The following is a 26,006-nucleotide window of genomic DNA, read 5'->3' on the forward strand; positions in this document are numbered from 1 at the left end:
GCAGCGGTCAGACCGACAGTACGGCGTCGAGGAGCGAGTAAAAAAGGCCGAGCCCGTCGTCGGAGGGACCGGTCAACGCCTCGGTGGCGTGCTCGGGATGCGGCATCAACCCGACCACCCGGCCGCTGGCGGAGCTTATCCCGGCGATGTCGCGCAGCGATCCGTTCGGGTTGTCGCGGTAGCGGAACACCACTCGCCCGTCACCCTCGAGTTCATCGAGAGTCTTCTCGTCGGCGACGTAGCGCCCCTCCCCCGACTTCAGCGGTATCAGCAGGTCGGCGCCGAGGTCATAACGTGTCGTCCATGCCGTCGAATTCGCCGCGACCTCCAACCACACGTCGCGACAGATGAAGTGCAAGCCGGCATTTCGGGTAAGCGCGCCGGGCAACAACCCGGCCTCGCACAGCACCTGAAACCCGTTGCAGATCCCCAACACCGGCATGCCGCGTCCGGCGGCCTCGATCACCTCGCCCATCACGGGCGCGAACTTCGCGATCGCACCGCAACGCAGGTAGTCGCCGTAGGAGAACCCCCCGGGAACGACGACGGCGTCCACACCCTTGAGGTCGGCGTCACCGTGCCAGAGGCTTACCGCCTCGCCGCCAGCGATGCGCACCGCACGGGCGGCGTCGACGTCGTCCAGCGTGCCAGGGAAGGTGATCACTCCCACACGCGCTGTCATATCGGCTCCTCGCGCAAGCGCTCGTCGGTCATGTCGGCTCCCTGCTTACCGACCAGTCCTCGATGACCGTATTGGCCAGCAACGATTCGGCGATCTCGGCGACGGCCTCGTCGTCGACGCTGTCGTCGACCTCGAGCTCGAATCTCTTGCCCTGGCGGACATCCGACACACCGGCCACGCCGAGGCGTCCGAGCGCTCCAACGATGGCCTGCCCCTGCGGGTCAAGAATCTCCGCCTTCGGCATCACGTGCACAACGACCCGGGCCACGCGCGGCTCCTCCACATCGGCTGCTGATTGCTCGGCGATCACTCTACCGGCGACCGCAGGCACCCCGCTTCACCGGCACGAATCGATATAAGCCCTGCACAGCGGGCTGAGCATCGCATCGAAAACCTCCGCATCCGATACCGGCGACCACGGAGTCAGCGGCGGGGAGGTGGCCCACATAGCCAGCTCCACCACCGAGCTGCTCTCCGGGTGGGCCAGCAGGTACTGGCGCAGCACCCGCTGTCCGCCGATGCTGATTACCGCCGCAAGCCTGTCCGGCTCGTCGGTGGTGATCGACGGGGACGCGGCGGGCGCCGTAACCTGGCATGCGCGAAGGGTCGAGGCGGCGGTCTGCAGTTCGGCCAGCGCGGTCTGCCCACCACGCCACGTCTCGCCGCGCCAGTGCAGGACCTGCACCTGCAGCTGCCACTGGCCGGGAGGCTGCGGCACCACCGCGCGGGCGGCCACGGCGTACGCCCGCGCATCTCCGGGCAACGCCGGCGTCCCGCACTCCTCCTCGAACCGGAACACCGGCGCCATGACGGGCACACCGGCCGGCCGCGGCCAGCGGTAGACCCGGTCGAGCGGCACCGAGGTCGGCTCGATCCACGCCGAATCGGGGATGCGATCGCACACGGGCGGGCAGTCGGTGGGCTGAGCGTGCGCTGGCGCGCCGGCACCGACGGCCAAGACACAGCCGGCAACCGTCATGGCGAGCATTGCCAACAGCATTCGCATCGCAACCCCCGTTGGACATCGCGCCCGAGCGCCACAATATAGGCATGCAGCTCACGCATTTCGGCCATTCGTGCCTTCTCGCAAGTTTCCCCGCCGATTCGGGTTCTGAGACCTCGGTATTGTTCGATCCTGGCAATTTCTCGCACGGATTCGAGGGCATCACCGGGCTTTCGGCGATACTCATCACCCACCAGCATCCAGATCACGCCGACCCCGCGCGTCTTCCCGCGCTGGTGGAGGCCAATCCGCAGGCGGCGTTCTACGCCGATCCGCAGACCGCCGCCCAGCTCGGCGGACCGTGGAAAGCGGTGAATGTCGGCGACGAGTTCACCGTCGGGCATCTGACGGTTCGCGGCGTCGGCGGCCGCCACGCCGTGATCCACCCCGAGATCCCGGTCATCGACAACATTTCCTACCTCATCGGTGATGGTGAGCACCCGGCCCGGTTGATGCATCCCGGCGACGCCCTGTTCACACCGGGTGAACCCGTCGACGTGCTGGCCGCGCCCGCCGCCGCGCCGTGGATGAAGATCTCCGAGGCCGTCGAGTACCTGCGTGCCGTGGCGCCCGCCCAAGCGGTGCCGATCCACCAGGCGATCATCGACCCGATCGCCCGCGGCATCTACTACGGACGCTTGACGGAGATGACCAAGACCGATTTCCGCGTGCTCGACCCCGAGAACGCCACCGAGTTCTGACACGAGAGCGTCCCCCGCGAGCGGGGATTAGCCGGCGGCGCGTCCGGCGGCACGGCCCGAGAAGATGCACCCGCCGAGGAAGGTGCCCTCCAGCGAGCGGTAGCCGTGCACCCCGCCGCCGCCGAAGCCGGCCGCCTCACCCGCGGCGAACAGTCCGTCGAAGGGCGTGCCACCCGGTCGGAGCACCCGCGACTCCAGATCGGTTTCCAAGCCGCCCAAGGACTTACGCGTGAGGATGTGCAACTTGACCGCGATCAGCGGACCCGCTTTCGGGTCGGTGAGGCGATGGGGCGCGACGACGCGGGTGAAGCGGTCGCCGAGGTAGGTGCGCGCCGACCGGATCGCCATGATCTGGCTGTCCTTGGTGAACCGGTTGGCGACCTCCCGGTCCCGGGCGGTGACTTCGGCCTCGACCGTCGCGTAATCCAGCGGTATGACACCGGGTACGGCGTTCATCGCAAAGACCAACTCGCGCAATGAATCCGCGCTGACGAAGTCGACACCGTGGTCGACGAAGGCCTGCACCGGGCCCGGCGCGCCGGGGCGAACCCTGGACAGAATGTCGCGCACACTGCGACCGGTGAGGTCGGGGTTCTGCTCCTGGCCGGACAGCGCGAACTCCTTGGCGATGATCCGCGCGTTGAGGATGAACCAGGTGTAGTCGTGGCCGCTGTGGCCGATGTATTCCAGCGTGCCCAGCGTGTCGAATCCGGGGTAGAGCGGGACGGGAAGCCGTTTACCGTTGGCGTCCAGCCACAGTGAAGACGGCGCTGGCAGAATCCGGATGCCGTGCGCGGGCCAGATCGGATCGTAGTTCGTGATTCCCTCGGTGTAGTGCCACATCCGGTCGGTGTTGATCACATGAGCCCCGGCAGCTTCGGTGATGTCGATCATCCGTCCGTCGACGTGGGCCGGCACACCGCTGAGCAACGACTCGGGCACCCGACCCATCCGCGACGGCCAGTTCCTGCGCACCAGGTCGTGATTGCCACCGATCCCGCCGCTGGCGACGATGACCGACGAAGCCCGGAACTCGAATTGTCCCAACACTTCTCGCGACGACGCCACCCCACGCGCTGCGGACGACGGGGCCAGCACCGAGCCACGCACGCCTGCCGCGGCGCCGGATTCGACGATCACCTCGTCGACACGATGGCGGTGCACGAACCGCACCGCCGTACCAGCGTCGCGCAGCCGGCGCGCGAAGACCTCGACGATCGCCGGTCCGGTGCCCCACGTGATGTGGAAGCGCGGCACGGAGTTACCGTGGCCGCGGGCGTCGTAGCCGCCCCGCTCGGCCCAGCCGACCAGGGGGAAGGTCTGTAGCCCACGCTCACGCAACCAGCTGCGTTTCTCACCAGCGGCGAAGTCCACGTAGGCATGGGCCCATTGCCGCGGCCAGTGATCCTCGGGACGATCGAAGCCCGCGCTACCCAGCCAGTCCTGCAGCGCCAGTTCGTGGCTGTCGCGGATGCCCAGCCGACGCTGCTCGGGACTGTCGACGAAGAACAATCCGCCGAACGACCAGAATGCCTGACCGCCGACGTTCGCCTGGTTCTCCTGGTCGACGATCAGCACCCGGCGGCCGCGATCGATCAGCTCACACGCGGCGACCAGACCCGCCAGCCCCGCACCCACCACGACGACGTCGGCATCAGACATGGACGCCAATCTAGCGAGCGGATCAGGCGGCGTCCGTGAGGGCGGGGTCGCGCGGACGCCAGCTGTACACGTCAGGCTCGCATCGGTGCAGCAGGGAGAGGTCGACCGCGTCGAGCATCGCCTGACGCGGTCCAGGCGTCCGCAGATGACGAGCCGATACCGCGATCCTCACCATGCCCGACCTGCGCGCGGTCCGCTCGGCCGACAGCACCAACGTCCGGCACCACCACGGCTCACTCAGGAAGCCCTCGCCGATCCCGAGCACCCTGGCCCGAATCGTGGTGCGGTGCACCAGGTCTGTCACCCCAGTCATGCCGGCCAGCAACCGAAAACCGGTGCGCGGAAGCGCCCTCACGGTACCGTGGGACACCGCCCAGCCCGGTGCCGCGAACAACCGCGTGCGCAACCCCAGCCGCTCGAGGACCCGGTCGGCACCCAACAGGCGCAGACGAGCCTCGTGGGCGGGCAACGACGCGAACTCGCTGCGGCGTTTCTTGGTCGCCGCCTCGTCGTATCCGTGCAGGACGACGGCGTCACCGCGGAGTCGGCGCGCCGCCAGCCAGTCGACCGTTGCGCCGTCGCGTTCGAGTCGATAGCCGCCCTTGAGCCGCGGTGCCACCAGCAGGGATACCGGCACCTGCCGGGCGTCCAGTTCGGCGCAGAATCTGTCGATGTCGCCAAGGGTTCTGTCGCTGATCCCTGACACCGATACGACCAGTTGTCCAGCCACGTGTGCAGTGTGTCAACGTCAGGTTTCGCAACGGTTTACGGCATTTTGACGTGAGCTGTCCGTCAGCGGTCAAAGAGCATTCGGGCGATCCGCCCGGTGTCTGACATCGGGTCGTCGTCCGTGTCGATGGCCCCGTTGAGGCGCAGCATCGAGAACCCGTGCACCAGCGACCATGCCGCCAGCGCCGCACCGGCCGGATCGGCGCGGGCGTGCGGATCCGCCAGCGTGGCGACGCCGCGGCCCAGTTCGGCGCCCGCGGCCGCCTTCGCCGCTACCAGATCGACGTCGGTGGCGTCGTGCAGGGACCTGTCGAACATGACCGCGTAGTGGCCGGGATGGTCCAGGGCGAACCGCACATAGGCCAGTGCGGCGTCGATGAAATCCGGCCTGGCGTCGGCCAGCGCGTCAGCGAGCAGTCGGAATCCCTGCGTGGCAAGCGCGGTGAACAGGCCACGCCGGTCGATGAAGTGATGCGCGGGCGCCGCATGCGAAACGCCCGCCGTACGGGCCAGCTCACGCAGCGAGACACCGTCGGCCCCGCGTTCGGCCACCAGATCGGCCGCTCCCGCGAGGATCACCGCCTTCAGATCCCCGTGGTGGTAGGTATCCCTGGGCACCTCGTCATCCTAGTCCGCGAATCTTGACATCGGCAAGATGATTGGTATGGTCATCTTGACAGCGACAAGATGTTGGGAGTCTCTCCGTGGCCGTGTTCATGACCCTGGTATTCGGCAGCCTGCTTGCCCGGGCCGCCGGTTGGCTCGGCGTCGAGTACGCCGACAGCTGGTCGCGCGCGATCGCGATCGGCCTCGCGGCGATGTTCACGCTGACCGGTGTGGCACATTTCGTGCGGCCGCTGCGGGACGACATGATCGCCATCGTCCCGCCGCGGCTTCCAGCACCGGGATTACTCGTGACGATCACCGGCGTGCTGGAACTGCTCGGCGCCGCCGGACTGCTGTTCCCGCCCACCAGAGCCGCCGCCGCGGCCTGCCTGTTTCTGTTGATGCTGGCGATGTTTCCGGCCAACATCTACGCAGCCAGGTTGCCCGACCCGCCCGAATCGATGACCTCGCGGCTACCCGTCCGGGCCGCCGAAGAGGCTGTCTACCTGGCCGCTGCCGTGGTTGTCGCGATCGGCAGTAGCCAGGATCCAGGCGTACTGGAACGCCGCTTCCTTCCACCGCTCGTAACGACCGCTGATGCCGCCGTGGCCCGCGCTCATCTCGGTCTTCAATAGCACCGGCCGACTCCCTGTCGCGGTGTGCCGAAGGGCCGCAACCCATTTGGCCGGCTCGACGTAGTACACCCTGGTGTCGTTCAGCGATGTCATGGCGAGGATGGACGGGTAATCCGTTGCCCCGACGTTCTCATAGGGCGAGTAGGACTTCATGTAGAAGTAGACATCCTTGCCCTCCAATGGGTTTCCCCACTCGTCCCACTCGGTGACCGTCAGGGGCAGCGTCGGATCGAGGATGGTCGTCAACGGGTCGACGAACGGCACCTGAGCCAGGATCCCGGCGAACAGGTCGGGGGCCAGATTGGCCACCGCGCCCATCAACAGACCACCCGCGCTGCCACCGAGTGCCACCAGGTTCTCCGGGCGGGTCACGTCGGAGGAGACGAGATGGTTTGCAACGGTGATGAAGTCGGTGAAAGTGTTCTTCTTCTCCAGCAGTTTGCCGTGCTCGTACCAGGGACGGCCCAGCTCGCCACCGCCGCGCACGTGCGCGACTGCGAACACCATCCCACGGTCCAGCAGCGACAGCCGGGCGATGGAAAACCTCGGGTCCTCGCAGGATTCGTACGCGCCGTAGCCGTACAGCAGCGCCGGCGCCGGGAACTGCAATCCGGCGCGGTGGATGATCGAGATCGGCACCCGCGCACCGTCGGGGGCCACCGCCCATTCCCGCCGCTCGACGTAATCTTCGGGACGGTAGTCCCCCAGCACCGGCTGTTCCCGCAGCAGGACGCGCTCACCGGCAGCCAGGTCGATGTCGTAGATGCGCACCGGGGTGACGAATGACGTCGCACCCACCCGCAGGCGCGGGGCCGACCACTCCGGGTTCGCGCCAAGGCCCGCCGAGGTCAGCTCGGAGTCGAAGACGATGTCCTCCGGGCGCCCGTAGCCGGCCTCACCGCCGCGGTTGACTATGGGCCACAGTTGAATTCGCGGCAGCGCCTCGCTGCGGTAGCTGACCACCAGATGGTCCGCAAAGGCGTCGACGGAGTCCAGTCGAACGTCGGGACGGTGCGCGATCAGCGTGCGGCACGCCGTCGGGTCGGCCACCGGGGCCTCGACCAGAGTGAAGTTCTCGGCACCGTCGTTGTGCAGGATCAGGAACCGGTCCTCATCGCCGATGACGGCGTGCTCGACGGAGTACTCGACCAAGTCCCTGCGCGGCCAGACGATCGTGAACTCGGCCTGCGGGTCGGCGGCGTCGGCATACCAAATCTCCGACGTCACGGCGCTGCCCGCCGCGATGACGAGGTACCGGCTGCTGCGCGTGCGGCCCACGCCGAGCCAGAACCGCTCGTCGGGTTCGTGATAGACCTTCTGGGCGGGCAATCCCGATCCGAGCCGATGACGCCACACCGTGTCGGGCCGCCACGAGTCGTCGACAGTGGTGTAGTAGATCGTCAGGTTGTCCGTCGCCCAGGTGGCGCCCGCCCCGATACTCACGATCGTGTCGTCGTATCGCTGTCCGGTCCGTAAATCCTTGAACCGCAGGGTATAACGCTCATCGCCGACCGTGTCGACCGAATAGGCCAAGATGTTGCCGTCCGGGCTGACGGTCGCCGCCCCCAGCGAGAAGAAGTCGTGGCCCGCCGCCTCGGAGTTCTCGTCGAGCAGCACCTGCTCGCCCGCGATGTCGGCGTGCTCGTCGAGGACGGGCGGCGTCCAGTCGTCGGGATCGGCCACCGGACAACGGCAATGCACCGCGTACTGCTTGCCCTCGAAGCTACGCCCGTAGTACCACCAGCCGCCGCGCCGGGTCGGTACCGACAGATCGGTCTCCTTGGTGCGGGCCTTGATTTCGTCGAAGATCTGCTGGCGCAACGGCGCTTGCTGTGCGGTCACCGTCTGGGTGTAGTCGTTTTCGGCGGTGAGGTATCCGATCACCTCGGGATCCGATTTGTCTCGCAGCCATTCGTAGTGATCGATGAAGACATCGCCGTGGTGTTCACGACGGTGCTCCACGCGTTTGGCCACCGGCGGTGTGGCGGTCACGACAAAGGTCCGATCCAGTTACTGAACGTCAGTCCCGAAATGCGTTCGTAGGCTTCGATGTACCGCGCACGTGTCGCGTCCACGATCTCGGGCGGCAACGGCGGGGGTGGCACGTCGCCGTGGCGGTCCCATCCGGAGTCCGGCCCGGTGAGCCAGTTCCTGACGAACTGCTTGTCGTAGCTGGGTTGCACGACGCCCTCTCGGTAGGTGTCGGCCGGCCAGTATCTCGATGAGTCGGGGGTGAAGACCTCGTCGGCCAGTCGCAGGTTTCCGTGCGCGTCCACACCGAACTCGAACTTGGTGTCGGCGACGATGATTCCCCGTGTCAGTGCGTGGTCGGCGCCCTGAACGTAGGTTTGCAGTGTGCGCTCTCGCAGCTGGTTGGCGCGCACGGCTCCGACCAGCTCGATCACGTCGGCGAAAGTGATGTTCTCGTCGTGCTGTCCGAACTCGGCCTTGGACGCCGGGGTGAACAGGGGCTGGGAGAATCTGCTCGCCTCGCCGAGGCCGGGCGGCAGCGTGATGCCGCACACCTTGCCGGTCGCCCGATAGTCGATCAACCCCGACCCGGTCAGGTAGCCGCGGGCCACACATTCCACCGGAACCATCTCCAGTTCGGCGACGACCAGCGCACGTCCCAGCACCTCGGCGGGTATCCGCTCGTCGTCGGGCGGTCCGGCCAGATGGTTGGGCGCATCGACCAGGTCGAAGAAGAACACGCTCATCGCCGTCAAGATGCGTCCCTTGTCGGGGATCTCGCTGTCGAGGATGTAGTCGAAGGCGGATATCCGGTCCGAGGCGACCAGCAGCAGGTGGGCATCGTCGACCCGGTAGATCTCGCGGACCTTTCCGCTGGCCAGATGTTGGTAGTCGGATAGTGCGGGACGCATCGGGCCAGCTTAGTTGGCCCAGGTGGGGTCACCGGACAGCCGGTTCGAATCCCCGCGTCGGTGCGCTGCGCCCGTGCGGCGGGACATCGGGCAGCATCATCTCCATGACATCACGGTTTCTGCCCTACGCCACGACACCCGGCCGGCTCGTCACCCAGCTGGCCAGCGACCTCGTGGTGGCCGTGTGGAGCACGGTGTGGGTGCTGGTCGGGCTGGCCGTGCACACCGCGATCGACGCGATCGCCGACGTCGGCCACCAGGTGCAGAACGGCGCCAGCGGGATAGCGAACAACCTGGATTCGGCAAGCGAAGGCGCCGACCGGATACCGGTGATCGGCGACTCGCTCAGCAATCCGCTCAGCGCGGCGAGCGGGGCGGCCCTCGATATCGCGGGCGCAGGTCAGAACCTCGAGAGCACCGCGAGTTGGCTGGCGTGGGTTCTGGCGCTTGCGGTCGCAGCACCGCCGATCCTGGCGATCGGGATGCCATGGCTGTTTCTGCGGTTGCGCTTCTTCCGGCGCAAGTGGACCGCCATCACCCTGGCGTCGACGGCGGCCGGTGAGCAGTTGCTCGCGCTGCGGGCACTGGCCAACAGGCCGCTGGTCAAGCTCGCGGCGGTCAACGACGACCCGGTCGGTGCGTGGCGGCGTCAGGACGCAGTGGCGATCCGCGGGCTGGCCGCCCTGGAGCTGAGGTCGGCCGGTGTCCGTGTCCGACGGCTCTAGCGATTTCGGCGCGGATTCGTGCGCTGAGCGTTGAAAACCGCGCCGAAATCACTGCCCTGGGAGCCGGAGAGAGCCCTGTGACGTCCCATCGGCTGTGCTCGACGACTACCTGCGCCGCCATGACGGCGTCATCACCCTGGCCCAGGCAAGGTGCGCGGGGCTGAGCCAGTCCGCGGTAACACGCCGGGTCCGCTCGCAACGATGGGTGCGTTGCGCACAGGGCGTGTTCTTCGTCAACGATCGCCCGTTCACCGACGCCGCGCGGATCCGTGCCGCTGTGTGGCAGTACGGGCCGGCTTCTGCGGCCAGCGGACTGGCCGCCGCCTGGTGGCACGGCCTGACCAGATTCGCGCCCGCCACCGTCGAGGTGACCGTGCCACGCAACAGTCACGGCCGTAGCAAGCCCGGCTCGCGACTTCGCCGTCGCGAACTCGCTGCCGTCGATGTGAGCCTTGTACGCGGACTCAGGGTGACCGCGCTGGAGCTCACTGTCGTCGAAGCAGCGGCCCGGCGTGGCGGCGGCGTCAGGGTGATGGATACCGCACTGCAACAACAGGTGACGCTGTCCGAACTGTGGCGCACTCACGCGCGCAACAAGGGCCGGTACGGCTCACCCCGGGCTCGAATGCTCCTGCAGGCAGCATCCGACGGCAGCCGCTCGAAACTGGAACGGCGGTTTGCCGAACTCCTCCGGAAGGCCGGTATCGCTGGCTGGAAGACCAACTACGCCCTGGCCGGATACCGCGTCGACTTCGCCTTCCCGAGGGCCAAGGTGGCCGTCGAACTCGATGGCTGGGCATTCCACAACGACCAGGAGGACTTCCAGTACGACCGTGTTCGCCAGAACGCGATCGCCGTGCTCGGCTGGCAAGTGCTGCGGTTCACCTGGCTGGACGTCACGGAGTATCCCGACCGCGTGGTCGGGGTCCTTCGCGCCGCGATTTCGGCGCGCTGATCAACGGTGAGCGCACGCAACCGCGCCGAAATCGCTACAGGATCGCGCCCGAGGTGTACTTGGCTGCTTCGGGGTAGCGGCTGACCAGCTCGTCGACGGCCGCGACGACGGTATCGACCTGGTTGCCCGCGGCGCCGGTGAACGCCTGCTTGTCGGCAAGCGCATCGTCGAGCGCCACCCGGTCCAGCGGCAGCCGCGGATCGGCGGCCAGCCGGTCGAGCAGGTCGGGTTCGGCGCCGCGCTCACGCATGGCCAGGGCAACCGCGACCGCATGCTCCTTGATCACCTCGTGTGCGGCTTCCCTGCCCATGCCCGCGCGCACCGCCGCGATGAGGATTCGGGTGGTGGCCAGGAACGGCAGGTAGCGGTCGAGTTCACGCTGGATCACCGCCGGGTAGGCACCGAACTCGTCGAGCACCGTCAGGAACGTCTCGATCTGCCCGTCGACGGCGAAGAAGGCATCGGGCAGCGCGACGCGACGCACCACCGAGCAGAACACGTCACCCTCGTTCCACTGCGCTCCAGCGAGTTCGGCAGCCATCGCCCCGTAGCCCCGCAGCACCACCTGCAGGCCGTTGACACGCTCGCAGCTGCGGGTGTTCATCTTGTGCGGCATGGCCGACGAGCCGACCTGCCCGGGAGCGAAGCCCTCGGTCACCAGCTCGTGGCCGGCCATCAGCCGGATGGTGTGGGCCAGCGACGACGGACCCGCACCCAACTGGACCAGCGCCGAGACCACGTCATGGTCCAGCGACCGCGGGTACACCTGGCCGACGCTGGTGAAAATGTCTGTGAATCCCAGGAATTCGGCGATCCGGCGCTCAAGGTCGGCCAGCCGGTCGGTGTCCCCGCCGAATAGGTCGAGCATGTCCTGCGCGGTGCCCATCGGGCCCTTGATCCCCCGCAGCGGGTATCGCTCGATCAGCTCACGCAACCGGGTCAGGGCGATCAACGCCTCCTCGGCCGCCGAGGCGAATCGCTTGCCCAGCGTGGTGGCCTGCGCTGCGACATTGTGGCTGCGGCCCGCCATGACCAGGTCGCGGTACACCACCGCGCGCTCGGCCAACCGCGCCACAACCGCAACGCCGTGGGCGTGCACCAGTTCCAACGATCGGCGGATCTGAAGCTGCTCAACGTTTTCGGTCAGGTCGCGGCTGGTCATGCCCTTGTGCACGTGTTCGTGGCCCGCGAGGGCATTGAACTCCTCGATTCGCGCCTTGACGTCATGGCGCAGCACGCGTTCGCGGGCGGAGATCGACGACAGGTCGACCTCCTCGAGCACCCGTTCGTAGTCGACCACGACGTCCTTGGACACCGCCACGCCGAGCTCGGCCTGTGCGCGCAGCACCGCCAGCCAGAGCCGCCGTTCGGCGACGATCTTCGCCTCCGGCGACCAGATCGCCACCATCTCGTCACTGGCGTAGCGGCCGGCCAGGATATTGGGGATCGTCACAACCGAATACCTTACGCAGGAAGCGCTTCATCCTCGTCACGCGCGGGAACCGTGCGGCAGAGTTGGCGGCGTGTTCATCGGCCTCGACCTGGCGTGGGGTGCACGCAACCCGACCGGGGTCGCCGTCGTCGACGACGGCGGCGAACTCGTCCACGTCGGAGTGGCCGGCGACGACGAGAGCATCCTGGCGCAGCTGCGGCCGTTCAGCGCCGGCGACTGCGTGGTCGGGATCGACGCGCCGCTGGTGGTGACCAACCCGGCGGGCAATCGGGCATGCGAGGCGGAACTCAACCGAGATTTTCGCGCCTATCAGGCCGGCGCGCACCCGTCGAACACCGGCAGGCCGTGGTTTGCCGACGGCACCCGCGGCGGCCGCCTGGCCGCGGCGCTGGAGCTCGACATGGATCCGCGGTCGGGATCGGTCAGACGCGCCCTGGAGGTATATCCCCATGCCGCGACGGTGGCGCTGTTCCACCTCGACCGAACGCTGAAGTACAAACACAAACCCGGGCGCGACGTCGCGGAACTACGGGCCGAACTGACTCGCATGATGGACCTGGTCGAAGGTCTCGCGACGGCCGCGCCTGCGCTGCACGTCGCCGCTCACCCCGGCTGGGCGACGATGCGCACGACGGTGTCTGCCGCTGCACGCAAATCCGTACTGCGCAGGGCTGAGGACCCGGTGGACGCGGTGGTGTGTGCCTACGTCGCGCTCTACTTCCAGCGCAGACCCGCGGACGTCACGATCTACGGCGATCCCACCGCGGGGTGCATCGTCACACCGACCCTCGCTCCTCGTCTCGGCTCTTGTTAGTTCACCGCAGCGCGGTGGTGAGCTTCTCGAACGTCTCCCAGGACGTGCGGCGAGGCGAGGCCCAGATGGTCGGGCGTCAAGATCACGTCGAATCCGGCCGCCTCGGCTCTCTTGGCTTCCTCGACCAGGTCCGGGATAGAGGTGTTGCCAGGCAGGGTGATGCCGAGCTTGAGGGGGCGAGTGGTCATGGGGGCTTTCCTCAATGTCAGGTGAAGCGTCGAATTTAGATGTATTGCCAGTGTTGGCGATACATCCCTAGTTCGATTAATTCCCCGCAGCGGAATCAGCGGACGCAAGGGAGGCGTGTTGAGTTCTCGACCGCGCTTGTCAGATGGCGCGGTCGAGAACGGGAAGCATTACCGCAATTGGCTTCTCGATGCGCCTTTCGAGGTCGAACGGCCCCGAGAACTCAGTCGGGGGCCGAACCCAGGTGGGTCGGGTCGGTGATGCCGGCATCCCGGATGCCCAGCTGCCGGTTGATCGCCATCGTGATGAAGAACAGCACGACGCCGATCCCCACCAGCACGCAGGCGAGCACGTACTGCTGCGCCGGTCGGCCCGACAACGGTGTCACCAGGTACAGCGACGTCAGACAACCGATCACGGGCAGCGCCGTCGGGGTCTTGAAGTGTCCGCCGGCGGCCCGCACGTCGCGGCGCAGCACCAGCACCGCGACGTTGACCATCGCGAACACGGTGAGCAGCAACAGCGATGTGGTGCCGCCCAGCAGCGCGATGGCGTTGCTGTTCGCGAACGCCGTGACGTAGAAGATCAGCCCGAATGCGATGGTGGTGGTGAACATGATCGCCACCCACGGAGTGCGCCTGGTCGGATGCACCGACCCGAGCACCGGCGGCAGCACATGCTGGCGGGCCATGCCGTAGATCAACCGACTCGCCATGAGCATGTTGATCAATGCGGTGTTGGACACCGCGAACATCGAGATGACCGGAAGGATGTCCTCGATGGGCATGCCGGGTGCGCCCGCCTTGACCACCTCCACGAGCGGGGTGTCGCTGGCCGCCAGCTCACCCACCGGCACCAGCGCGACCGCGACAATCGCCACGATCACATACACCACGCCCGCGATGGACAGGCCGGACAACAGCACCTTGGGAAACACGTTGACGGGATCCTTGGTCTCCTCCGCCATGTTCACCGAGTCCTCGAAACCGACCATCGCGAAGAACGCCAAGGACGTCGCGGTTGTGACGGCAAGGAATGCGTGCTTGTCCGAAGCGGTTTCGAACGCCACGACCCGGGAGAAGTCGACATCGCCGTCGGTGAAGGCCCACAATCCGACCAGGATGACCATCAGCAGGCCGCTGATCTCGATGATCGTCAGCACCACGTTGAGCTTGACGCTCTCGCCGACGCCACGGAAGTTCACCAGCGCGAGCAGGAACATGAACAGCAACGCGACGACCACTATTCCGGCTGTACCCCAACTGAATTGGAATGCCGTGAAGAAGTTGGCAGCGAAGAACCTCGAGGCGGTCGATGCCGAGGTGATACCTGAACACATCACGACGAACGCGACCAGGAATGTCACGAACTGGATGCCAAAAGCCTTGTGCGCGTACAGCGCTGCGCCGGCGGCCTGCGGATACTTGGTCACCAGTTCCAGGTAGCTGAACGCGGTGATGGTCGCGATCAGGAACGCGGCGAGGAACGGAAGCCACGCCGCCCCACCGACTTCGGCCGCCACCTGACCGGTGAGCGCATACACACCCGTGCCGAGGATGTCCCCCACGACGAACAACAGCAGCAGCCCAGGACCCATCACCCGTTTGAGTTCAGGTTGGTTGCCGACACCAGTCGTATCCGCCATAGCCCCTCCTCAATGATCCGGCCCGAGAGTCACATCATCGAACAGCCGCGAAGCCCGTGCACCATCAACGCGCCGATCCGATCCAGTTATCGACGGTGCCTGTCATCGCACACACCCGCTCGAGGAAGCGGGCGGCCGCCCGCGGATCCTCGCTGCGTTGCCAGCCGAACGTCGTCGGCCGCTGCGCCCGGTCGTGCCAAAAGTGACCCGGCCGGGACGCGGGCCGGGTGGCGACGAGCCACACCGCGGTGTCCGCGCCGTCGGCGGCATCCCGCAACAACGGCGCCGTCAGCGCCGCGAACCGGGGCAGATACTCCGCAACCCCGGGCGTCTTGACCCAGCCCGGATGCATGCTCTCCACCCGGACGGCGCTGCCGCCCAGCCGGCGGGCCCACGCATCGGCGAGCACCACCTGCATCCGTTTGGTCCGCGCATAGGCGCGCACGCCGCTGTAGTCGTCGTCCCGGTACTCCAAATCGTCGACCAGCGGCGAGGTGTACATCCCGCCGGAGGACACGAACACCACCGACGCGCCACCGGCCGCGCGCAACGGTGCCAGCAGTGCGTCCGTCATCAGGTGCGGACCGAGCACGTGGGTGGCCAGCTGGAGTTCGTGTCCCTGGGCGCTTTCCCGCCGCTCGCGCGGCATGACTCCAGCGTTGTGCACCACGCCGTGCAGGGCGTCGACGCGCCCGCCCAGATCGGTGCACCAGGATCGCACCGCGTCGAGATCGCTGATGTCGCACAGTTCCTCGATCACGATCGCGGCCGGTGCCGATCCGCGAATCCGTCCGGCGGCTTGCCGCAGCCTCTCCTCGTTGCGGCCGACCATGTGCACCGTGGCGCCCGCCTTCGCGAAGGCGCCCGCTGTGGCCTCCCCGATGCCAGAGCTGGCACCGGTGACCACGACACGTTTACCCGCCAGCGCCGACCGTGGTGGGTCGGCCGGCCACCACAGCCGCCTGAGCCGGGAACCGATCTTGGTGTAGCCGAGGACCACGGACCGGTCGAGGGCCTCGTCCACGGCGGCGGAGATTTTCATGGCGGGTGAGGTAGCCCGCCATGCCGCAGCTCAAACGTGGTTACGCCCTGGTGAATTACCTCGCGGGTGCTCATCCGTAGGGCGCCAGCACGTCGATAACGTCGACCAACGTTGCGCGCGCGGTTTCGCGCGGGCTGTCACTGTCGCCGACCAGGGCTGCGACCACCGCGCCGTCCACGGCGCAGACCAGCGCGTTCAGCTGCTCCGGCCGCACCGAGCGGCCCGACCTGTTCACGACCTCGACGACGGCGTCGGTGCGTTGACGCAGGATGCGGCGCTGGATGTCGCGCAGGCCGGGCTGGCGCGCACAGGCGACGAAGCGTTCATAGCGGGAAATCAGCTGTTCGCTGACTCGTGTCCCCGGGGCATCGCCGACGAGCAGGTCGACAAGTACCTCGGCGGTCGACTCCGCCCCGCGCCGCCTCCGCGACAGTCCGGCCACCTGGGTGCGCAGCTGTTCGGCTTCGCGGTCGCCGACGTGCTCGACGGCGCTGGCGATCAGGTGGTCGAGCGACGAGAAGTAGTAGGTGGTCGAGGCCAGCGGCAGGCCCGCCCGTCGCGCGACAGCGCGATGCCGGACGGCTTCGAACCCGCCCTCGCAGAGGAGGTCAGCGGCAGCACTGACCAGCGCCGATCGTCGACGTTCCCCTTTGGGAGTGACCGCTGCCGTCACACCCAGCATGCTGCCAGCCGGGGGGTGGCGGCATTGCCCTTTCGGCCAATCATCATTCTTTACTCAGAGATGGCCTGAAGCGGTCAGCCGCGCCCCCGATGGCATGATGGCCGGCATGTCTGAGCTGACCCGCCGCGCCGTTCTGCGTCTGGGCGCCGCGGCCGCCGCGGGGGCGGCGGGGGCGGTCGCGCTGGGCGGACCGCTGCGAGGTGAAGCCACGTCTGCACCGCCAGTTTCTGCGCCGTCCTCGCCGCCGTTTGCACTGGCCAATGGCGGGGCGCCGCTGACACCGCCGCTCGGGCCGGCTCCCAGCCCGCCGCTATCACCCGCACCGACGTTCGTCAGCGGCTCGTTCGTGTCGGCGGCGCGCGGCGGGATCGCCACCAACTGGGCGATCGCCCGCCCACCCGGTCAGACCGCGCTGCTGCGACCGGTGATCGCGTTGCACGGCAAAGGCGGCAGCGCCGCGCAGGTGATGGCGGGCGGGGTGGAGCAGGGCCTGGCCGAGGCGGTGGATGCGGGTTTGCCGCCCGTCGCGGTCGTCGCGGTGGACGGCGGCGGAAGTTACTGGCACAAACGCGCGTCCGGCGAGGATTCCGGCGCGATGGTGCTCGATGAGCTGATCCCGATGCTGGGTGTGCAGGGCCTGGACGTGTCCCGCGTCGGTTTCCTCGGCTGGTCGATGGGAGGCTACGGCGCGCTCCTACTCGGCGCCCGCCTCGGGGCGCCCAGGACCGCCGCGATCTGTGCGGTCAGCCCGGCGCTGTGGACGTCGGCCGGTGCGGCCGCGCCCGGCGCATTCGACGATGCAGCCGACTACGCCGCCAACAGCGTGTGGGGTCTGCCCGGACTCGCGTCCATTCCGATCCGGATCGACTGCGGCGACAGCGACCCGTTCTATTCGGGCACCCGGCAGTTCATCGCCCAACTCGCCAACCCGCCCGCGGGCGGGTTCTCGCCGGGCGGCCACGACGCCGCGTTCTGGAGTTCGCAGCTTCCGGCCGAACTGACGTGGATGGCTCCCCTACTCGCCACCTAGCCCGGGGGTCAGACGCCGATGGCGCCCTCGGCTGCGGCGAGCCCGATGTCGGTGCGAAAGTGGCTGCCGGGCAGGCGGATCGAATCGATCAGCGAGTAGGCCGCGGTCCGTGCGGCGACCAGATCGGGGCCGGTACCGACGATCGAAAGCACCCGGCCGCCCGACGACACGACGGCCCCGTCGTCGCGGCGCGCCGTACCTGCGTGCAGCACACCGTCGGCCTCCGAACCGAGGATGACGTCACCGACCCGCGGGCGTCCCGGATAGTTCTCGGCGGCGACCACCACCGTCACCGCCGCACCGTCGCGCCAGCTCAGCTCGGTGTAGTCGGCGAGTCCGCCGGTCGCCGCGGCGCGCAGCAGCTGCCCGAGGGGGGTGTCGAGCAACGCCAGCACAGACTGTGTCTCGGGGTCGCCGAAGCGGCAGTTGAACTCCACCACGGCGGGTCCGCTGGAGGTCATCGCCAGGCCGGCGTACAACAGGCCGGAAAAAGCGCTTCCCCGCCGAACCAGCTCGGCGGCAACGGGTTTGACGACCTCGTCGACGATCTGGGCCACCGTCTGCGCGGGCAGCCACGGCAGCGGTGCGTAGGCGCCCATCCCACCGGTGTTGGGCCCGGTGTCATGGTCGCCGACACGTTTGAAGTCCTGGGCGGGAAGCAGCGGCACCACGGTTTCACCGTCGACGACGCAGAACAGGGAAACCTCGGGGCCGTCGAGGAAGCTTTCCAGCAGCACGGGATGACCGGAGTCGAGAAGACCGGCGGCATGCGCGCGGGCGGCGTCGCGATCGGCCGTGACCACCACGCCCTTACCCGCAGCCAGGCCGTCGTCCTTGACGACCCACGCGGGCTGCCCGGCGGGCGGCCCGAAGCGGTCCAGCGCCGCGTCGAGGTGCCCGGGGTTGTCGACGATCTCGCTGGCGGCGGTGCGGACACCGGCCTTCTCCATCACGTCCTTGGCGAAGGATTTCGCCCCCTCGATGCGGGCGGCATCCCGGCTGGGCCCGAAGCAGGCGATCCCCGCAGTGCGCACGGCGTCGGCCACACCGAGCACCAAGGGAACCTCGGGTCCGATGACGACGAGGTCGGCACCGATCTGTTTGGCCAGCTTGGTCACCGCCGCCCCGGAGGTGGCGTCGACGTCGTACTGGTCGGCGATGATGGCGGTGCCCGCATTGCCCGGCGCAATGGCCAGTCCGTCCACCTCCGGATCGCGCCGCAGCGCCAGAAGCAGGGCATGTTCACGGGCTCCGGAGCCGATCACGAGGACGCGCACGCTTGTCAACCCTAATCGCAGGCCCGCCGAGGGTGGTGACGCACTCCCACACGTAGGCCGCGGACGACCGCGCCGGGCCGGCAGCCGGCGCCCGGTGACCGGGCTCGGTCATGCGGCCGTCATACGGTCGGTCACGTGACGGTCAGCAGCAGCGACCGCCGGGGTACGAACACAAACTCGCTCCGGCGCTGACCTAGACCACCAATACTTCGGGATATTACGTTGCAGTGCAATCTGTTTCGTGATCCGTGGGCACCACTGCGTCGCCGATCTGGTGATCTGGACGCGCAGGCGGGGGTTCGACGGCGGCGGCGACTGACGCTCGGCGGCGAGGGAATGTCGCGATCATGACTCTTCTTCAGCTGCAACGTGTTTCGGGAGGAAAAGGAGAACACGGCCATCCCGACGTGTTCCGCACCGACCCCCGATCGGCCTGATGCAACGGGGGCGCGACGAGTTCGGCAGAACGGACAGTGCCACCGCCGACCAACCGGTGCACCTGACCGGTTGACCGCGGTGTCGCGCGCAAGCCTCTGACTATGCTCGACCCATGGCGACCGTGTTCACCAAGATCATCAACGGCGAACTGCCGGGCCGATTCGTCTATGAGGACGACGAGATCGTCGGGTTCCTGACGATCGCGCCGATGACACACGGCCACACCCTGGTGGTGCCGCGCGCCGAGATCGACCAGTGGCAGGACATCGACCCGGCGGTGTTCGGCCGTGTCATGGGGGTCGCGCAGCTCATCGGCAAGGCGGTGTGCCGCGCCTTCGGGGCGGAGCGCGCCGGCGTCATCATCGCCGGGCTGGAGGTACCGCACCTGCACGTCCACGTCTTCCCCGCCTACAACCTGACCGACTTCGGATTCGCCAACGTGGACAACAACCCATCGGCGGAATCCCTCGACGAGGCACAGGCCAAGATCAAGGCCGCGCTGGCTGAGTTGAGCTGAGCTCCCCCGACACGTCGGCATCGGGTGCCGCATGGCCGGGCACATCGGCGATGCGTGGCAGCCGCACGGTGAACCGGCACCCCATGCCGGGGGCGGTGGTGACCGTCACGGTCCCGCCGTGCGCGAAGACCAGGGAGTCCACGATCGACAGCCCCAAGCCGGTACCGCCGCTGGCTCGCGCCCGCGAAGAGTCGGCGCGGTAGAAGCGCTCGAACACCCGGAACGCGTCCTCCTGGGGCATGCCCGGACCTTCGTCGCACACCTCGAGGACGGCGTGATCGTCGCCGGTGCCGACCCGTACCGTGATGCGCGCCGTCTCGGGCGTGTGCTGCAGCGCGTTGGCTACGAGGTTGCCGAGCACCTGCCGCAGTCGCATCTCGTCGCCGAGCACCTCGGGTGTGCCCGGTCCGTCGAAGACCTCGAGGGTGATTCGCCGCTTCGGGGCGATGGACCGCGCGTCGTGCACCGAATCGCTGGCGAGCGCGAGCAGGTCGACCCGGCGCTGCTCCAACGGACGCTGCGCATCGAGGCGGGCCAGCAGTAGCAGGTCCTCGACCAGCAGACCCATCCGCCGCGACTCGCTCTCGATGCGGCCCATCAGCATCTCCACATCGCGGGCGGCGCCCTGGCGGTAGAGCTCGGCGAAGCCGCGGATCGTCGTCAACGGGGTGCGCAACTCGTGGCTGGCGTCGGTGATGAACCTGCGCATCCGCTCCTCGGAGGTACGGGCCTGTGCGGCGGAGGCTTCCGAGGCCGCGACGGCGCGCTGGATCTGGGCCAGCATGCCGTTCAGCGCGAGCGAGAGCCGGCCCACTTCGGTGCGCGGATCGCGCTCGGGGACGCGGCGGTCGAGCTGACCCGCGGCGATCGCCGCGGCCGTCCGCTCGACTTCGCCGAGGGGACGCAGGCTGCGCTGTACCACGGCGAACCCGACGATGCCGAGCACCAGCAGGACCGCGGCGCCGATGCCTGCCTGCGACCAAGTCAGTGCCCGCACCGTGGATGTGACATTGGACAGGTCGATCGCGACGGTGGTGAGTTCCCCGTCGGGGCCGCGGACGGTCATCGCCCGCCACTCCGCGTGGGAATGGTCGATCGATGGCACGGTGACCGGTATGGGCCCCACGTCGTTGTCGGGCGGGAGTACGGGTTCGGCCTCACGATCGTTGATGGCCATCCACATGCGGCCGTCCGGTCCGACGCCGCGAACATAGAAGTCCGAGGGCGGGCGGCCCGGGTTCGGCCCCTCCAGGGGAATCGGCGGCATGCTTCGCGGCGCCTGGGCCCAGCCGCGGGACGCGTCGAGGAGGGTCTGGTCGATCCGGTTGATGAGGGTGTGCCGCATGATCGACGTGACGGCGATACCGGAGGCCAGCAGCCCGCACGCCACCAGCACCAACGTCGCGGCCACCAGGCCGATCCGTAGGGGCACTCCCCTTCCGCTCAGTCTGGACACCTCTTTATTGTTCGCCAGTCTTCGCGCGGGCTATCGCGGTTCGCGCAGAACGTAGCCCACCCCGCGCAGCGTGTGCAGGAGGCGCTTCTCTCCGGTGTCGATCTTGCGGCGCAGATAGGAGACGTAGGACTCGACGACGTTGACGTCCCCGCCGAAGTCGTAGCGCCAGACGTGGTCGAGGATCTTCGGCTTGGACAGCACCGTGCCCGCATTGATGATGAAGTAGCGAAGCAGGGTGAACTCGGTCGGCGACAGCGACACCGGCTCTCCGGCCTTCCAGACCTCGTGGGTGTCCTCGTCGAGTTCGATGTCGGCGAATGTCAGGCGGGAGTTGCGCGGCTCCTCGACACCCCGCCCGGTGCGGCGCAGGATGACCCGCAGGCGCGCGACCACCTCTTCGAGGCTGAATGGTTTGGTGACGTAGTCGTCGCCGCCCAGCGTCAGCCCCGCGATCTTGTCCTGCAGCGAGTCACGGGCGGTGAGGAACAGTGCCGGCGCGTCGATCCCGTCGGCGCGCAGCCGCCGGAGCAGGCCAAAGCCGTCCATTCCCGGCATCATGACGTCGAGGATGACGGCGTCCGGCCGCACCTCGCGGGCCTTGTCCAGCGCCGCCGCGCCGTTGGATGCCGTGTGAACCTCGAAGCCCTGAAACTTCAGGCTCACCGACAGCAGTTCGACGATGTTCGTCTCGTCGTCCACCACGAGGACTCTCGCCTCGGGTGCGGATTCGGGCAGTGCAGCCATGGCCATCTGAACAATGTCTACGAGTTTCTTGAACTGTTCCTGCACGCTACCTGTCAATGTGCTGTGAGTTTCACAGGTTGTGTACAGATTGCGGCGCGTAGTGAGGCTCACGGGGTTTGCCGCCGACGCCCATACACTGGGCGCATGAACCTCGGCAGCGCCCTGGTACAGATTGCCACCGCCCCGGTCCGGGTGGGGCTCGCCGTCGCCGAGGCCGGTCTCGGTGTGGCCGGTGGCGCACTCGGCGTTGCCCAGCGGACCATGGGCGGAGTCAACGACCGCGCCAAGGCGGCGCCCAGTTCGGTCGCGCATCTGCTCGGAATCGACGAAGCCATCGATCGGGCGAATCGGGTGGCCAAACTGGTGGACGACGATGCACCGCTGGGCAGGGCGCTGGCCCCCGGCGGCCCGATCGATCGGTTGATGCAGCCGGGTGGCATCGTCGACCGGCTCACGGCGCCCGGCGGCGTGCTCGATCGGTTGACCCAGGAGAACAGCGGTCTGACGCGCGCCCTCGAGCCCGGCGGTCTGGTCGATCAGCTGCTGGACGAGGACGGACTTGTCGAGCGACTGCTGGCCGAGGACGGGCTTGCCGACCGGCTGCTGACCGAGGGCGGGCTGGTCGACAAACTGACCGCTCGCAACGGTCCGCTCGAACAGCTGGCCAACGTCGCCGACACCCTCAACCGGCTGACGCCGGGGCTGGAGGCGCTGGCGCCGACCATCGACACGCTGCGGGATGCGGTGACCACGCTCAGTCAGGTGGTCAATCCGCTCAGCAACATCGCCGACCGTATTCCGCTGCCGCGGCGGGTGGTGCGCAGGGCGCCCCCGCGCACGGTGTCGTCGCAGCGCATCATCGACCACGAGGAATAGACCACCCGGGCACCCGACCGGATAAACTCGGGCGCGCCACACGCCTCCTTAGCTCAGTGGTAGAGCACTCGCCTTGTAAGCGAGCGGTCGTCAGTTCAATCCTGACAGGGGGCTCCATTCGTGACCTGCGTCGTCATGCGCTGATCACATGTGCGCCGCGACGGGTCGCCCTATCGTTGGTCGATCGGGCTCGGGGCGGCCCGTAGATCGGCGGTACTGCGATGACAGGCGGTGCGGCATGCGCGTCATGTGGCGCTGGGCCGCGAGAAAACGCCAGATTCTGCGATCGATGTGGGTCGCGGCTGGCGACGCCGGCCTCGACCGCCGAGTACCAGCAAGTGACGGTGTTGTTCGCCGATGTGGTGGGTTCGATGGACCTCGCCGCTGTGCTGGAGTTGGAGCGGTTCCGCGAGATCATGACCGAGCTGGTGGAGCGCTCGACGGTCGTGGCACGCCGCTACGGCGGCACCGTGGAGTTCACCGGCGACGGCGTGATGGCGATCTTCGGGGCCCCCGTCGCGATGGAGGACCACGCCTTCCGGGCCTGCCTGGCCGCCCTGGCCATCCAGGATCAGATCCGCCGGCTGGCCGGCGAGGTCGAGCGCCGCGACAGGGTGTCGCTTCGTATGCGGGTGGGCCTGAATTCCGGTCAGGTGATCGCCGGGGCGATCGGCTCGGGATCACTGGGCTTCGCCGCAACCGGTCACCAGGTCGGGTTGGCGCAGCGGATCGAGTCGGCGACACCACCCGGTGAGGTGATGGTCTCGGAGTCGACCGCACGACTCGTCGAGCAGACCGCCACCCTGGCGCCACCGCAATGGGTGCGCGTCAAAGGCACCGACGACCCGGTACGCGCACACCGCTTGCTGGCCGTCGCCCCTCGCGACAGCCCCCTCACCCGCACCGAGGCAAACCTGGTCGGACGCCGCTGGGAAATGGCCGCCCTCGACGCGATGACGGACCGCGCCATCGCCGGGCGCGGCGGCCTCGCCAACCTGATCGGACCACCCGGCATCGGCAAATCACGCACCGCCCGCGAAGCCGCAGCGCTGGCCGCCGCACGCGGCGTCGAGGTGATGTGGACCTTCTGCGAATCCCACGCCCGCGACATCCCCTTCCACGCTGTCACCCGACTGCTGCGCGCAGGCCTTCGCATCACCGACCTGGACGACCCCACCGCCCGCGCCCGGGTCCGCGACCGACTACCCGACGCCGACCCGCACGACCTGCTGCTGCTCGACGACCTACTCGGCATCGCCCACCCCGACGTGGCGCGGCCCCCGATCGACCCCGACGCCCGGCGGCGCCGACTGACCGCACTGATCAACACCGCCTCGTTGACCCGCACCACACCCGCCTTGCTGATCATCGAAGACGCCCAATGGATCGACACCGTCAGCGAGTCGCTGATCGCCGACTTCCTCACCGTCATTGCCCGCACCTCATCGATCGTGCTGATCACCTCACGACCCGAGTACCACGGGAGGCTGATACACCTACCCGGCGCCCAGCCGATCAGCGTTGCCCCACTCAGCGACACCGACACCGCGACCCTGGTCACTCAGCTGCTGGGCATCGATCCTTCCGTCGCCGCGCTTGCGGCGACCATCGCCGACCGCGCCGCCGGAAACCCCTTCTTCGCCGAAGAGATGGTCCGCGAACTAGCCCAACGGCGCGTACTCAGCGGACAGCGCGGCAACTACACCTGCCACGCCGACAGCGCCGAGGTCAGCGTGCCCGCCACCGTGCAGGCCGCCATCAAGGCGCGCATCGACCGGCTGGACCCTGCGGCCAAGCGGACGTTGACCACGGCGTCGGTGATCGGCGCTCACTTCGGGGGACCGCTGCTCGCGGCGCTGGGTGTCGAAGCGTTGTTCGACGAGCTGCTCGGCGCGGAACTGATCGAACGGGTCTCGTCGGACCCGGGTTCCGAATATGCCTTCCGGCACCCGTTGATCCGCGCGGTGGCCTACGAATCCCAGCTGAGATCCGATCGCGTCGAGGTACACCGGCAGCTCGCGGCTGCCATCCAACAGCAGGACCCGGAGTCCACCGACCAGAACGCCGCGCTCATCGCCGAACATCTACGGGTCGCGGGCGACCGCCGTGCGGCATACGCCTGGCACATGCGCGCAGGCGGATGGGCCATCCACCGCGATATCGACGCGGCACGGTTGAGCTGGGAACGCGCCCGCCGGATCGCCGACGCGCTGCCTGCCGACGACCCCGACCGACTGCCGATGCGCATCGCACCGCGCACCATGCTGTGCCTGACCGCTGTGCGAGTCCGCGACAGCGCCGCCGGCAGTTTCGCCGAGCTGCGAGAGCTGTGCAGCGCGGCGGGAGACAAGAACTCACTCGCCCTCGCCATGACCGGACCGGCAGTCGAGCTCCTTATTGCTGGGCAAGCCCGGGACGCGTCGCGGCTGGCATCCGAACAGATGGCGCTGCTCGAGTCGATCGGCGATCCGACCCTAGCCGTCGGCGTCGGATGCTGGGCGATCTCCATCTGGTTCGACACCGGCGAGATACCCACCATCTTGCGGTGGTCACAGACCCTCGTCGACCTGACCCGCGGCGACCCGACGATGGGTGCAAGCTTCGGTTTCGGATCGCCATTGGCAGTGGCGATGGCATCCCGCGGCGTTTCGCGGTCGTGGCTCGGCCGAGCCGGATGGTCCGAGGACCTCGACGCCGCCGTTGCGATGGTGCGGACCAGCGACGCGATCACCCGAGGCGCGGTCGCCACTTACGCATACGGATGGACGGTCTTCTACGGGATGCGTAAGGCGGACGACTCCGCGGTGCGCGCCCTCGAAGAGGCACTGACAGTCGCCGAGGGATCAAGTGACGACGCCGCTCTCGGCGTCGTCACGTTCGCGTTGGCCGTGGTCCTGGTGTGCCGGGACAGCCCAGGGGACCGGCAGCGCGGACTCGCGTTGCTGACGAGCGTCCGCGAGATGTGGCGGCGTGAGCGATCCCTGCTCTATGGACTGCCGATGCTGGACATCTATGTGGCCCGGGAACACGCCAGATGTGGCGACCGCGACAGCGCCATAACGGCGATCCGCAAAGCAGTCGACAATCTGTATCAGGCGGGACGGCTGGGGTACGGCGTCTGCGGCGCCGCCCTTCTCGTGGAGGCCCTGCTGGGGCGTGGCACAGCGGCCGACATGGCCGAGGCCCAGTCCGCGATCGATCGCCTGGCGAACGTGCCGACAGACGGGGAGTGGGCAGTTCTCGACGTCTGGCTGCTGCGGCTGCGG

The 26,006-nt window shown here is 68.1% G+C and carries 24 protein-coding genes, 1 tRNA gene and 2 pseudogenes; 11 read left to right on the plus strand and 16 right to left on the minus strand.

Going from position 1 to position 26,006, the window contains the following annotated elements:
* Positions 1–7: 7 nt before the first annotated feature.
* From purQ to ADBZ6K_RS22680, 3 genes are all read right to left on the minus strand, one after another.
* Positions 8–682, minus strand: coding sequence for a phosphoribosylformylglycinamidine synthase subunit PurQ (gene purQ / locus ADBZ6K_RS22670; protein ID WP_526350894.1), 675 nt, complete (start codon positions 680–682; stop codon positions 8–10).
* A 28-nt stretch (positions 683–710) separates the two neighbouring features.
* The gene (gene purS / locus ADBZ6K_RS22675) at positions 711–950 is read right to left on the minus strand and encodes a phosphoribosylformylglycinamidine synthase subunit PurS (protein WP_526350896.1); all 240 of its coding nucleotides are present in this window, start codon (positions 948–950) and stop codon (positions 711–713) included.
* A gap of 69 nt (positions 951–1,019) precedes the next feature.
* A complete protein-coding gene (locus tag ADBZ6K_RS22680) occupies positions 1,020–1,670 on the minus strand; it encodes an ATPase (protein ID WP_526350898.1) in 651 nt (216 codons plus the stop codon).
* A 62-nt stretch (positions 1,671–1,732) separates the two neighbouring features.
* Between ADBZ6K_RS22680 and ADBZ6K_RS22685 the strand changes: the two genes are divergently transcribed.
* On the plus strand, positions 1,733–2,386 hold the full coding sequence (locus ADBZ6K_RS22685; protein WP_526350900.1) for an MBL fold metallo-hydrolase: 654 nt from the start codon (positions 1,733–1,735) through the stop codon (positions 2,384–2,386).
* 27 nt (positions 2,387–2,413) lie between these two features.
* On the opposite strand, the gene ADBZ6K_RS22690 is transcribed toward ADBZ6K_RS22685, so the two are convergent.
* The 3 genes from ADBZ6K_RS22690 to ADBZ6K_RS22700 all read right to left on the minus strand — a co-directional run bounded on the left by ADBZ6K_RS22690 (position 2,414) and on the right by ADBZ6K_RS22700 (position 5,395).
* On the minus strand, positions 2,414–4,048 hold the full coding sequence (locus ADBZ6K_RS22690) for an FAD-binding dehydrogenase (protein ID WP_526350902.1): 1,635 nt from the start codon (positions 4,046–4,048) through the stop codon (positions 2,414–2,416).
* A 22-nt stretch (positions 4,049–4,070) separates the two neighbouring features.
* On the minus strand, positions 4,071–4,778 hold the full coding sequence (locus tag ADBZ6K_RS22695) for a DUF2334 domain-containing protein (RefSeq protein WP_526350904.1): 708 nt from the start codon (positions 4,776–4,778) through the stop codon (positions 4,071–4,073).
* Between the two features lie 62 nt (positions 4,779–4,840).
* Positions 4,841–5,395, minus strand: coding sequence for a TetR/AcrR family transcriptional regulator (locus ADBZ6K_RS22700; protein ID WP_526350906.1), 555 nt, complete (start codon positions 5,393–5,395; stop codon positions 4,841–4,843).
* A gap of 86 nt (positions 5,396–5,481) precedes the next feature.
* Between ADBZ6K_RS22700 and ADBZ6K_RS22705 the strand changes: the two are divergent.
* A pseudogene (locus ADBZ6K_RS22705) lies at positions 5,482–5,919 on the plus strand (DoxX-related protein); the annotation flags it as partial.
* Here ADBZ6K_RS22705 and ADBZ6K_RS22710 read toward each other — a convergent pair.
* Both ADBZ6K_RS22710 and ADBZ6K_RS22715 read right to left on the minus strand, forming a co-directional pair.
* On the minus strand, positions 5,857–8,010 hold the full coding sequence (locus ADBZ6K_RS22710; protein WP_526350908.1) for a S9 family peptidase: 2,154 nt from the start codon (positions 8,008–8,010) through the stop codon (positions 5,857–5,859). The pseudogene ADBZ6K_RS22705 and the gene ADBZ6K_RS22710 sit on opposite strands and share 63 nt — an antisense overlap.
* The gene (locus tag ADBZ6K_RS22715) at positions 8,007–8,900 is read right to left on the minus strand and encodes a phosphoribosylaminoimidazolesuccinocarboxamide synthase (protein WP_526350910.1); all 894 of its coding nucleotides are present in this window, start codon (positions 8,898–8,900) and stop codon (positions 8,007–8,009) included. Before ADBZ6K_RS22715 ends, ADBZ6K_RS22710 begins: the two co-directional genes overlap by 4 nt.
* Positions 8,901–9,004: 104 nt before the next feature.
* Between ADBZ6K_RS22715 and ADBZ6K_RS22720 the strand changes: the two genes are divergently transcribed.
* Entirely contained in the window at positions 9,005–9,625 is a 621-nt protein-coding gene (locus tag ADBZ6K_RS22720) for a hypothetical protein (RefSeq protein WP_526350912.1), read from the plus strand.
* 94 nt (positions 9,626–9,719) lie between these two features.
* On the plus strand, positions 9,720–10,580 hold the full coding sequence (locus ADBZ6K_RS22725) for a PDDEXK-like endonuclease domain-containing protein (protein WP_526350914.1): 861 nt from the start codon (positions 9,720–9,722) through the stop codon (positions 10,578–10,580).
* Between the two features lie 34 nt (positions 10,581–10,614).
* Here the strand turns inward: ADBZ6K_RS22725 and purB are convergent, their stop codons facing one another.
* Positions 10,615–12,033: an adenylosuccinate lyase gene (gene purB, locus ADBZ6K_RS22730; protein ID WP_526350916.1), complete on the minus strand. Its 1,419-nt coding sequence runs from the start codon at positions 12,031–12,033 to the stop codon at positions 10,615–10,617.
* A 70-nt stretch (positions 12,034–12,103) separates the two neighbouring features.
* Here purB and ADBZ6K_RS22735 point away from each other — a divergent pair, with 70 nt between their 5' ends.
* Entirely contained in the window at positions 12,104–12,847 is a 744-nt protein-coding gene (locus tag ADBZ6K_RS22735; RefSeq protein WP_526350918.1) for a DUF429 domain-containing protein, read from the plus strand.
* On the opposite strand, the gene ADBZ6K_RS22740 is transcribed toward ADBZ6K_RS22735, so the two are convergent.
* From ADBZ6K_RS22740 to ADBZ6K_RS22755, 4 genes are all read right to left on the minus strand, one after another.
* Positions 12,844–13,035 carry a hypothetical protein gene (locus tag ADBZ6K_RS22740; RefSeq protein ID WP_526350920.1) on the minus strand — a complete coding sequence of 64 codons (192 nt, stop codon included), beginning with the start codon at positions 13,033–13,035 and terminating at the stop codon, positions 12,844–12,846. The two genes, ADBZ6K_RS22735 and ADBZ6K_RS22740, sit on opposite strands and share 4 nt — an antisense overlap.
* Positions 13,036–13,256: 221 nt before the next feature.
* On the minus strand, positions 13,257–14,678 hold the full coding sequence (locus ADBZ6K_RS22745) for an amino acid permease (RefSeq protein ID WP_526350922.1): 1,422 nt from the start codon (positions 14,676–14,678) through the stop codon (positions 13,257–13,259).
* Between the two features lie 64 nt (positions 14,679–14,742).
* Positions 14,743–15,720 carry an SDR family NAD(P)-dependent oxidoreductase gene (locus tag ADBZ6K_RS22750; protein WP_526350924.1) on the minus strand — a complete coding sequence of 326 codons (978 nt, stop codon included), beginning with the start codon at positions 15,718–15,720 and terminating at the stop codon, positions 14,743–14,745.
* 70 nt (positions 15,721–15,790) lie between these two features.
* Entirely contained in the window at positions 15,791–16,402 is a 612-nt protein-coding gene (locus tag ADBZ6K_RS22755) for a TetR/AcrR family transcriptional regulator (protein WP_526350926.1), read from the minus strand.
* 94 nt (positions 16,403–16,496) lie between these two features.
* Here ADBZ6K_RS22755 and ADBZ6K_RS22760 point away from each other — a divergent pair, with 94 nt between their 5' ends.
* Positions 16,497–17,432 carry an alpha/beta hydrolase gene (locus tag ADBZ6K_RS22760; protein ID WP_526350928.1) on the plus strand — a complete coding sequence of 312 codons (936 nt, stop codon included), beginning with the start codon at positions 16,497–16,499 and terminating at the stop codon, positions 17,430–17,432.
* Between the two features lie 8 nt (positions 17,433–17,440).
* Here the strand turns inward: ADBZ6K_RS22760 and purD are convergent, their stop codons facing one another.
* Complete coding sequence (gene purD, locus ADBZ6K_RS22765) at positions 17,441–18,709, minus strand: phosphoribosylamine--glycine ligase (RefSeq protein ID WP_526350930.1); 1,269 nt, start codon at positions 18,707–18,709, stop codon at positions 17,441–17,443.
* 347 nt (positions 18,710–19,056) lie between these two features.
* Here purD and ADBZ6K_RS22770 point away from each other — a divergent pair.
* A pseudogene (locus tag ADBZ6K_RS22770) lies at positions 19,057–19,172 on the plus strand (hypothetical protein); the annotation flags it as partial.
* A gap of 87 nt (positions 19,173–19,259) precedes the next feature.
* Complete coding sequence (locus ADBZ6K_RS22775; protein WP_526350932.1) at positions 19,260–19,664, plus strand: HIT family protein; 405 nt, start codon at positions 19,260–19,262, stop codon at positions 19,662–19,664.
* On the opposite strand, the gene ADBZ6K_RS22780 is transcribed toward ADBZ6K_RS22775, so the two are convergent.
* Together ADBZ6K_RS22780 and ADBZ6K_RS22785 are read right to left on the minus strand one after the other, a co-directional pair.
* A complete protein-coding gene (locus ADBZ6K_RS22780; RefSeq protein ID WP_526350934.1) occupies positions 19,636–21,120 on the minus strand; it encodes a sensor histidine kinase in 1,485 nt (494 codons plus the stop codon). The two genes, ADBZ6K_RS22775 and ADBZ6K_RS22780, sit on opposite strands and share 29 nt — an antisense overlap.
* Positions 21,121–21,150: 30 nt before the next feature.
* On the minus strand, positions 21,151–21,870 hold the full coding sequence (locus ADBZ6K_RS22785; RefSeq protein ID WP_526350936.1) for a response regulator transcription factor: 720 nt from the start codon (positions 21,868–21,870) through the stop codon (positions 21,151–21,153).
* Positions 21,871–22,008: 138 nt separating this feature from the next.
* Here ADBZ6K_RS22785 and ADBZ6K_RS22790 point away from each other — a divergent pair, with 138 nt between their 5' ends.
* The 3 genes from ADBZ6K_RS22790 to ADBZ6K_RS22800 form a co-directional block, all read left to right on the plus strand.
* Positions 22,009–22,740 carry a hypothetical protein gene (locus ADBZ6K_RS22790; protein ID WP_526350938.1) on the plus strand — a complete coding sequence of 244 codons (732 nt, stop codon included), beginning with the start codon at positions 22,009–22,011 and terminating at the stop codon, positions 22,738–22,740.
* A gap of 42 nt (positions 22,741–22,782) precedes the next feature.
* Positions 22,783–22,857: transfer RNA gene (locus ADBZ6K_RS22795), tRNA-Thr, on the plus strand.
* A 104-nt stretch (positions 22,858–22,961) separates the two neighbouring features.
* On the plus strand, positions 22,962–26,006 hold a 3,045-nt coding region (locus ADBZ6K_RS22800; RefSeq protein ID WP_526350940.1), incomplete at its 3' end, for an ATP-binding protein.

It is taken from the genome of Mycobacterium sp. (assembly GCF_044223235.1).
Classification (GTDB): domain Bacteria; phylum Actinomycetota; class Actinomycetes; order Mycobacteriales; family Mycobacteriaceae; genus Mycobacterium.